This is a genomic window from Streptomyces colwelliae, from assembly GCF_048158785.1.
Classification (GTDB): domain Bacteria; phylum Actinomycetota; class Actinomycetes; order Streptomycetales; family Streptomycetaceae; genus Streptomyces.
The window spans coordinates 1-1,643 of record NZ_JBLTJC010000766.1; the positions used below are offsets into that span (position 1 = coordinate 1).

The following is a 1,643-nucleotide window of genomic DNA, read 5'->3' on the forward strand; positions in this document are numbered from 1 at the left end:
GGCCGGGGCCGAGGAGAGGGGGGCGACCGCGTGGTGGACGCCGAGCGCGAAACCGGGGCCGAGGCCGTAGGACGCGGACCACACCGCCGCGTTCGGGATCAGCGCGAGGCAGAGCAGCAGGACGGCGAACCGGCCCGAAAGACCCTCCGTCAGCTGGAGGAAGGACGTCCGGGCGGCACCGCCGTGCCAGATCAGGGACGCGCCGAGCAGCAGCGCACCGCCCCCGACGAGCACCGCCGTGCCGAGGCCCGCGGCGCGTGCGGCGGTGCCGATGCGGGCCCGGGACTCGCGGGCCTCCGGGCCGAGGACGAGCCGTCGCAGCCCGGCCGGCAGCAGGATCAGCACGCTCAACACGGGTTCACGCGGGCGCCCGTACGCCGTCCACACCCCCGAACCGGCCGCGCCCGCCGCGAGCAGCGGCAGGCAGACCGCGGTCCAGCTCCAGGAGGGGGAGAGTTCGCCGCCGGACGCGTAGAGGGCGGCGGCGGTGCCCACGGCGAGGTAGCCGAGGGCGACGCCGGTCCAGGCGGTGCGCGCGGCGATCAGGGGCGGCCCCTCGGAATCGTCCACGCTGACCTCGCCTCCCAGTACCGCGTGCCGGGCCGCCCGGTGCAGCAGCCACACCGGCAGGGCGAGGAGGAGCAGCGGGGTGACGCCCACGGGGGCGGGGACCCCGGAGAGCGTGTCGGCGCGGACGAGTTCGACCCCGTGCGCGAGGAGCCACAGGGCGGCGGCGATGTGCAGGGCGCCGCCGGGCCCGCTGTCGGGGTACGGCGAACTGATCCACAGCACCATCACGAGCACCGCGAACGAACCGAGCCCGAGCCCCGCCGCGACCGCGCCGCCCAAGAGGCTGGCGGCCAGTCCGGGGGATCGGTCGCGCATCCGGGTGAGCAGGGGCGACAACAGCGCTCGGCGGTGGGTCATCGACATCACGACCGCCATGCTCCCAACGACACGCGCTTTCTCGTCGTAACAGGCGAACCTCGGAAGTGTCGCTCAATATACGTTTATGTACTTTTTCGTACGAAGGGGCGTCCGGTGACGCAGAGCCCTGCAACCCCGCTCCCTCCGCCCAAGGAACGCCGACGCCTGCGCGAGGCGGGGTCGCTGACGCAGGCTCAGGTCGCGACACAGGTGGGCGTCAGCCGCGAGACGGTGCGCTCGTGGGAGACCGGTCGCACCAGCCCACGCGGCCGGAAACGGGAGGCGTACGCGAAATTGCTCACCAGTCTGGGTGAAGTCACGCCCACCGAAGAACAACTCCCTGCCGAGGAAGCCGAAGCAGCCGTGGAGGACACGGCGGAGATCACGGGGTTGGCGACGGAGATCACGGGGTTGGCGACGGAGATCACGGGGTTGGCGGCGACGGTGACGGAGCCTCAGCCGACACCACCACCGCCGCCCGCTCCCCTGACGCCCGCTCAGGCCTTCGACGCGCTCTACGCGTTCTGCGCCCCCGCCCTCGTACGGCAGGCCTACCTGCTGACCGGGCGGCGCGAACTGGCGCGGGAGTCCGTCGAGCGGGCCTTCCAGGTCGCCTGGCAGCGCTGGCCCGAGGTGGCGGTCGACCGCGACCCGGCCGGCTGGGTGCGCTCGGTGGCGTACGAGTACGCCCTCTCCCCCTGGCACCGCTTCCGCCC

The 1,643-nt window shown here is 73.5% G+C and carries 2 protein-coding genes; one reads left to right on the top strand and one right to left on the bottom strand.

The genetic code is table 11. The annotated features are described in order from the left end of the window. On the bottom strand, positions 1-945 hold a 945-nt coding region (locus ACNFOC_RS54135), incomplete at its 3' end, for a cell division protein PerM (RefSeq protein ID WP_416966279.1). A gap of 96 nt (positions 946-1,041) precedes the next feature. On the opposite strand from ACNFOC_RS54135, the gene ACNFOC_RS54140 reads away from it, so the two are divergent. Next, on the top strand, positions 1,042-1,643 hold a 602-nt coding region (locus ACNFOC_RS54140), incomplete at its 3' end, for a helix-turn-helix domain-containing protein (RefSeq protein WP_416966280.1).